Source organism: Streptomyces sp. W16 (genome assembly GCF_033194735.1).
Classification (GTDB): Bacteria; Actinomycetota; Actinomycetes; order Streptomycetales; family Streptomycetaceae; genus Streptomyces.
This window is the reverse complement of record NZ_JAWOAI010000563.1, coordinates 1-5,945: the sequence shown is the minus strand read 5'-3', so window position 1 is coordinate 5,945 and position 5,945 is coordinate 1. Positions and strand designations below refer to the sequence as shown.

Sequence of the window (5,945 nt, the reverse complement as noted above, 5' to 3'; positions counted from 1 at the left end):
CGGGGCAGCCCGGACGATCTCGGCGGCCTCGGCCGCTTCGGCGAAGAGCCCCCGCAGCCGCTCCGCGTCACCCCCGCACACCGCCAGCCCCCGCCGGGCCCGGCTGCTCACCGCACCGGCCGACCAGCCGAGCAGCTGGGCGATCTCCGCCTCCCGCAGACCCTCCCAGTGCAGCATCACGAGCACGGCCCGCTGCCGTGCGGACGTGTCCTTCAACACACCGTGCGTCAGGGCCTGTTGGCGGCGCGCGCGGCGCAGGAACTCCTTGACCAGGGACCGCCGTACATAGAAGTCCACGTCGTCCCGCGGTATCCGGCGCCACCGCGCGCACACCCCCACCAGCGTTCTCCGCACCAGCTCGGTCGCCTCGCGGGGGTCGTCCGAGAGCAGGTGGGCGGTGGTGACCAGCCGGGGCAGACGGTCGTGCGTGTACGCGGCGAAGTCGTCGTGGGGGTCGGGCACTTCGGTGGGCCTCCGATACATCTGTTGCATCTGTTACATCTGTGAGGGGAGTGGATCCTGAGACGCGTGTTCGTCGTCTTCCCTATGAGCTGTGCCGCGACGGACGCGGCCTACGGGACCTGTACGCACGGTGCGGCGGTCAGGTTGCACGGGAATTCCAAGACTCCGGTGAGGTCATGACCGAGGACGAGTTCGACGCCTTCTACGCCGCCGCGTTTCCCCGTCTGACCGGCCAGCTCGCGGCGTTCACCGGAGATCGCGAGGAGGCGCAGGACGTGGTCCAGGAGGCGTTCGTACGAGCCTGGGACCGGCGTGGGGACTTCCTCGCGGATGAGGCGCCCGAGGCGTGGATACGCACGGTCGCCATGCGGCTGGCGGTCAGCCGATGGCGCCGGGCCAGGCGCTGGCTGGAGTTGGTGCGCCGTACGCCACCGCCCGTGTCCACCCCCGGACCCGGCCCCGATCACCCGGCACTTGTCGCCGCGCTGCGCCAACTGCCCACGGCGCAGCGGATGGTGATCGTCCTGCACCATCTGTGTGATGTGAGTGTCGAGCAGATAGCCTCCGAGACGGGTGCGCCCGTGGGGACGGTCAAGGCCAGGCTGTACCGGGGAAGGGCGGCGCTGGCGAAGCAGCTGGCTCTGGACGAGACAGACAAGGCGGACGAGCCGGTTCGGAAGGAGAGCGGCCGTGTCGGATGAACTCTCCAGTGGATCCAGCGATGAACTCTCGGTCGTGCTGCGCGAGTTCGCCGCGGAGGCGGAGCAGGAGGCCCGTCCGGTTCTCACCGGCGCCCAGGTCCGTGGCCGTGCGCGGCGCCGGGCGCGACGCCGGATGGCCGGCACGCTGGGCGCGGGTGCGGTCGCCCTCGCCCTGGTGGGCTTCGCGCTGACCCAGGACCTCACGGGGAAGGAGAACGGGCGCCGGCTTCCGGGTGCCACTACGCACGCCGCCCCGTCGCAGTCGCAGTCACCGCCCTTGTCGCCCCCCGCCACCTCCGCCGACATATCGACCCCTGTCTCCGTGCTGCCGGCCACCGGCTCGGTCGACCTCGCCAAGCGCGCCCTGTTCGTCGGGGACCGGGTCATGCCGCTGTCCTCGTACTTCTCCAACAGCCCAGCATTCGTAGGGCCGTTGACCGTGTACCGGAAGCACGGCACCAAGGTTGTGACGGTCACCGACTCGACCGACGGAGTCGGCTCCTACACGGAGATCTCGCTCGCGGTCGAACTGCGTGATGCCAACGACGAGCCCGTCTACGTCGGCGTCACCCGCTCCTACAAAGGGAAGAGCCTCGGCAAGCAAGGCACCGGCGACACCGGCGACTCCGGCGGCGGCTGGATCGGCCTGGACGATGCCGACGCCAAGTGGTTCTACGAGGACGCGAAGATCGGCAGCGTCCTCTCGGTCACCGGCAGCAAGTCCTGACGAGGGGGCGCCTACGGCAACCCACGGCTACCTACGGTTCAGCGCGAAGTCCCCGTCGTAGCCCATGAACCGGGCCCAGATCCGTGGCGGAAAGACGTTGCCGTGGAGGGAGCCGGTGCCGCCCACGTCCTTGAGGGGGAGCAGCGGGGCCTGGCCGGGCTTGTTGCGGAAGAGGGTGATCGCGCTGGACTGGTCCTGGGTGTAGCCCACGAACCAGGCCGACTTGGTCAGGTCATCGGCTCCGGTGGCGACGCAGCAGCCGCCACGACGGCAGCCGGCGACGCGGGCCCCTTCTGCCGTGGCGCGGGTATCGGGCCTGGCCCGGATGGTCATGAGACCGTAACGTCCTGTCCGGATCGGCAAGTCCGGGTGATCGTCCACCAACTGCCGTCCGCATACGGATACTTGTGCGCATGCCACGTGTCCTGCTGATCGAAGACGACCGTGCGGTACGCGAGGGTGTCCAACTCGCGCTGCGCCGCCAGGGACATGACGTGGCCGCCGCCGCGACCGGTGAGGACGGGCTCGGGCGGTTACGGTCCCACGGGGCGGACGTGGTGGTCCTCGACCTGATGCTGCTCGGCATGTCGGGACTGGAGGTCTGCCGGCTGATCAGTGCCGGGGACAACCTGGTCCCGATCATCATGGCGACCGCCCGCGGCGACGACGTCGACATCGTGGTCGGGCTCGAAGCGGGAGCCGACGAGACCTGCTCCCGACGGTGAGCCCGGCAGGTGAACTCGGCGACGGAGCACGGCAGTTACAGACCCAGGACGAAACGAACCAGGGGCGATCTTGAGCCGCTGGTCGCATGTTCGCCGTACGGGACGGACCCGGGGCCCGGGCCGGCAAGGACGAAGGAGAGAACGCTGTGGGTAGGCATGCGCTTCCGCGTGGCGGGAACGGGAAACCCGGCAAGAACGGCCGGCGGGTGGCCGTGATCGCGGTTCCGGTGGTGGCCGCGATGGCGATGACCACCACCTCCGCGTCGGCGGCGAACGCACTGACGGCCGCCGACAAGGCGATCGCCGGGAAGCTCGACCAGCGGGTGGGCACAGCCCAGTTGGGCAGCAATGTGGTGGGCGAGGTCCGGGACGTCGCCTCCGGGCAGAAGGTGTGGTCCCAGAACCCCACGAAGGGGGTGATGCCCGCCTCCACCAACAAGCTGGCCACCGCGGTCGCCGCGCTCACCGTGCTGGGCCCCGGCCACACCGTGCAGACCAAGGCCGTCTACCGTTCCGGCACCGTGTACCTGGTCGGCGGCGGCGACCAGCAGCTCGGCTCCGCCGACCTGAAGAGCCTCGCCACCGCCGCAGCCAAGGCCCTGAAGGCCAAGGGCCACCGTTCGGTACGGCTGATGTTCGACGACCACCTCTTCGCCGCCCCCAGCCTCGCCACCGGCTGGAGCAGCGGCTACTACCCGGACACGGTCGCCCCGGTCCGGGCCCTGCGCATCGAGGGCAACAACACCGCGGACACGGCCCTCACCGCCACCAAGTACTTCGCCCAGCAGCTCAAGGCCCAGGGCATCACGGTCGGCACACCCGCACGCGCCAAGACCCCCTCGGGCACCACGGTCGTAGCCACCCACAAGTCCAAGCCGCTGTCGACGACGGTGGAGTACATGCTCAAGCACAGCGACAACGACATCGCCGAGGGCCTGCTGCGGCTCACCGCGCTCGGCCAGGGCCGGGCCGCCACCTTCGCGGGCGGCGCCGCCGCGGTGCACGCCGTCCTCGTCCAGTACGGCATCCCGCTCACCGGCGTGAAGGAGTACGACGGCAGCGGCCTCTCCCGCAGCGACCGGATGACAGCCGACGCGCTCTCCGCCATCGCAGCCCTCGCGGTGGACACCCACCACCAGGCCAAACTGTGGCCCATCCTGCAGGGCCTCCCGGTCGCCGGCGTCGACGGCACCCTCAGCACCTCCTACGGCCGTTTCACCACCACCCCCGCCAACTGCGCCGTGGGAAAGGTCGACGCCAAGACCGGCACCCTGAGCGATGTGTCCGCCCTGGCCGGAGTCGCCAAGGGCGCGGACGGCCGCTGGAAGAGCTTCGCGTTCGTCGAGAACGGCACGGCACCGACGGCCACTGTCACCCAGGGCCTGGACGGTCTCGCGGCGACGGTCGAGGGCTGCTGGTAGCACCAGAACGACCAGAACGCCCCGGTCCGTGGTGATGGACCGGGGCGCTTGTCGTGTGGGTCAGGCGACTGACTTGGCGGCGTCCAGGATGAGTTCGGCGACGGCCTTGGGGTGGCTGATCATCACGACGTGGGAGGAGCCGGGTACTTCGACGACTTTGCGGGCGTTGGCGCGGTTGTACATCCAGCGTTCGCAGGCGGGCGGGATGGCCTTGTCCTGGCCGGCGACGAGTCCCCAGACCGGGATGGTCTTCCAGGCGGCGGTGGTGGTGGGGAAGGTGAAGGAGTCTGCGTCGAAGGGGCGTTGCGTGGCCTGGAGGACCTTGAAGTCGGTGGTGGGGATGTCGGCGGCGAAGGCTGCCTGGCCGTCCTTGCTCAGGTAGAGGTCGATTCCGGTGGTGCCGTCGGCCTTCGTGTAGGGCACGGGGACGCTGACCGGCTCGACCTCGCTGCCGGGGAACTTGGTGATGAGTTCGCCCTGTGTCTCGCCGATGTCGGGTACGAAGGCGGCGATGTAGACGAGTGCTTTGACGTTGCTTTTGCCGGCGGCGGCGTTGGTGATGACGGTTCCGCCCATGGAGTGCGCGACCAGGACGACGGGTCCGGTGATGGAGTCCAGCAGGCTCGCGATGTAGGGGGCGTCGGTCGGGATGCCGCGCAGTGGGTTCGAGCCGGCGATGGTGGTGTAGCCCTTGTGCTGGAGTTCCTTGATGGTGGCGTTCCAGCAGGACGAGTCGGCGTAGCCGCCGTGCACCAGGACGATCGTGGGCTTCACCTTCGACTTCTCCTCACTCGTACTGGCCGGGGCGCTCGCCGCGTCGGCCGTTCCTGCGACACCGCCGACCAGCGCGGCAGCTCCGGCCACTGCCGCTCCGGCGGCGAGCACCTGGCGGCGGGAAACATCGGTACTCATGGGACTCCTCGGGCGGCTGGATCGGCGTGGCATGTCATGGACCTTATGAGGGGCGCTCGGGCCGAGGCATCTGCAGAATGACCTAGTTTCCGGGGCGGGCCGTCGGGCGGAGATCCTCGTACTCCGTCTCGGGCACGCCGATGTCCGAGAAGATGTCCCGTGCCTGTCGCCTCATCAGTTCGGCGGCGCCACCACCGGTCTTCCGGTGGACGCGGGCCAGTGCCATGAGGGCGCGGGCCTCGCCGAGCCGGTGGCCGGTCTCGCGGTGTACGCGGAGGGCCTCGTGGCCGTACTCGACGGCTGTACCGTGCGCTTCCGCGGCCCCGGTCGTCTCGCACAGGACGGTCAGGGCCTGGCCCTCCACCACGCGGAAGGAGTGCGTGCGGGCCAGCTGAAGTGCCTGCTCGGCATGGGCGCGGGCTTCGTCGTACCGGCCTGTTTCCTGGTAGGTGAGGGAGAGGCAGAGGAGGCTGTCCGCCTCGGCTCGTCGGAATCGCGCCTCGCGAGCCAGGGCGAGAGCCTGCTCACCTGTCCGCAGAGCCCGGTCCGGCTGTGCCAGTCGTCGGCAGGCGGCTGCGACCGTGTTGAGGATGCCGGACTGAACCCAGTGCCGTTTCGTCTCCTCGATCAGGGCGAAGGCCTGCTCGGCCTGCTTCAGCCCTTCGTCGTGGCGGCCGAGTTCGACATTGATCCTCGCGATGGCGCCGAGCATCATCGCGCGGCCGTCGCGGTATCCGGCCCGCTTGTCGGAGGCCACTTCCGGGCCGAGGAGGTCGAGTCCGTCGGTGAGACGGCCGAGTTCCCAGTACACCCCGCCCAGGATCTGCAGGGCCGAACCGGCGTCCCACCAGCTGACCTCTGCCTCAAGGCCGACGGCACGTTCGAGGTGATCGGCGGCCTCACGCAGTCGGCCCAGGTCCCGGCAGGCCAGACCGAGGCCGACCATCCCGAATCCTTCGAAGTAGCGATGCCCGACCTCACGGAAGATGCGCAGGCC

The 5,945-nt window shown here is 69.7% G+C and carries 7 protein-coding genes and 1 pseudogene; 4 read left to right on the top strand and 4 right to left on the bottom strand.

The window, feature by feature from the left end; all coding sequences use genetic code 11:
• The coding region (locus tag R6V09_RS43785; protein ID WP_317887058.1) for a sigma factor-like helix-turn-helix DNA-binding protein at positions 1 to 462 on the bottom strand (462 nt) is incomplete at its 3' end.
• A gap of 176 nt (positions 463 to 638) precedes the next feature.
• Between R6V09_RS43785 and R6V09_RS43780 the strand changes: the two genes are divergently transcribed.
• Together R6V09_RS43780 and R6V09_RS43775 are read left to right on the top strand one after the other, a co-directional pair.
• A complete protein-coding gene (locus tag R6V09_RS43780; RefSeq protein WP_317887057.1) occupies positions 639 to 1,163 on the top strand; it encodes a SigE family RNA polymerase sigma factor in 525 nt (174 codons plus the stop codon).
• Complete coding sequence (locus R6V09_RS43775; RefSeq protein WP_317887056.1) at positions 1,153 to 1,890, top strand: hypothetical protein; 738 nt, start codon at positions 1,153 to 1,155, stop codon at positions 1,888 to 1,890. Before R6V09_RS43780 ends, R6V09_RS43775 begins: the two co-directional genes overlap by 11 nt.
• Before the next feature lie 27 nt (positions 1,891 to 1,917).
• Here R6V09_RS43775 and R6V09_RS43770 read toward each other — a convergent pair whose 3' ends face one another.
• Positions 1,918 to 2,223: a hypothetical protein gene (locus R6V09_RS43770; protein WP_317887055.1), complete on the bottom strand. Its 306-nt coding sequence runs from the start codon at positions 2,221 to 2,223 to the stop codon at positions 1,918 to 1,920.
• Between the two features lie 80 nt (positions 2,224 to 2,303).
• Here R6V09_RS43770 and R6V09_RS43765 point away from each other — a divergent pair.
• Positions 2,304 to 2,597, top strand: a pseudogene (locus R6V09_RS43765) (response regulator transcription factor); the annotation flags it as partial.
• Between the two features lie 164 nt (positions 2,598 to 2,761).
• Positions 2,762 to 4,036 (top strand): D-alanyl-D-alanine carboxypeptidase/D-alanyl-D-alanine endopeptidase, encoded by a 1,275-nt coding sequence (gene dacB, locus R6V09_RS43760; RefSeq protein WP_317887054.1) that lies wholly within the window; start codon positions 2,762 to 2,764, stop codon positions 4,034 to 4,036.
• A 60-nt stretch (positions 4,037 to 4,096) separates the two neighbouring features.
• Here dacB and R6V09_RS43755 read toward each other — a convergent pair whose 3' ends face one another.
• Complete coding sequence (locus R6V09_RS43755) at positions 4,097 to 4,948, bottom strand: alpha/beta fold hydrolase (protein ID WP_317887053.1); 852 nt, start codon at positions 4,946 to 4,948, stop codon at positions 4,097 to 4,099.
• Positions 4,949 to 5,030: 82 nt separating this feature from the next.
• The coding region (locus tag R6V09_RS43750) for a tetratricopeptide repeat protein (protein WP_317887052.1) at positions 5,031 to 5,945 on the bottom strand (915 nt) is incomplete at its 5' end.

What these genes read in the sequence shown, in the direction of transcription:
- R6V09_RS43780 (WP_317887057.1), top strand. Translation starts at nt 639, where the DNA reads ATGACCGAGGACGAGTTCGACGCCTTCTACGCCGCCGCGTTTCCCCGT.
- R6V09_RS43755 (WP_317887053.1), bottom strand. Translation starts at nt 4,948, where the DNA reads ATGAGTACCGATGTTTCCCGCCGCCAGGTGCTCGCCGCCGGAGCGGCA.
- R6V09_RS43770 (WP_317887055.1), bottom strand. Translation starts at nt 2,223, where the DNA reads ATGACCATCCGGGCCAGGCCCGATACCCGCGCCACGGCAGAAGGGGCC.